General features: G+C 68.5%; 1 protein-coding gene. It reads left to right on the top strand.

Annotation, left to right across the window (positions count from 1 at the left end; genetic code table 11):
• Nucleotides 1-15 precede the first annotated feature (15 nt).
• The coding region (locus R0J87_RS21830) for a hypothetical protein (protein ID WP_498888925.1) at nucleotides 16-260 on the top strand (245 nt) is incomplete at its 3' end.

The raw sequence follows: 260 nt of genomic DNA, 5'->3' as shown, positions 1-260 counted from the left end.
AACCAGACCCGGAAGATGACCGACAACATCGCCAGCCAGCTCGCCGCGGTGAAGCAGGCTTCGCAGTCGGCCGTCGACGGGACCCGCACGATCGTGGGCGAGGTCGAGACGATCAACGAGACCACCGGGGCGATTGCGGCTTCCGTGGAGGAGCAGACTGCGACAACCTCCGAGATCAGCCGCAGCGCGACCGAGGCGGCCAAGGGGACGGACGCCGTCTCCGGCAACCTCGGCAGCGTCAAGGAGGCCGCCGGCCATAC

It is taken from the genome of Halomonas sp. SIMBA_159, from assembly GCF_046536035.1.
GTDB lineage: Bacteria > Pseudomonadota > Gammaproteobacteria > Pseudomonadales > Halomonadaceae > Vreelandella > Vreelandella venusta_A.
The sequence above is the reverse complement of the archived record's forward strand: the minus strand, read 5'-3'. Positions and strand labels throughout refer to the sequence as shown.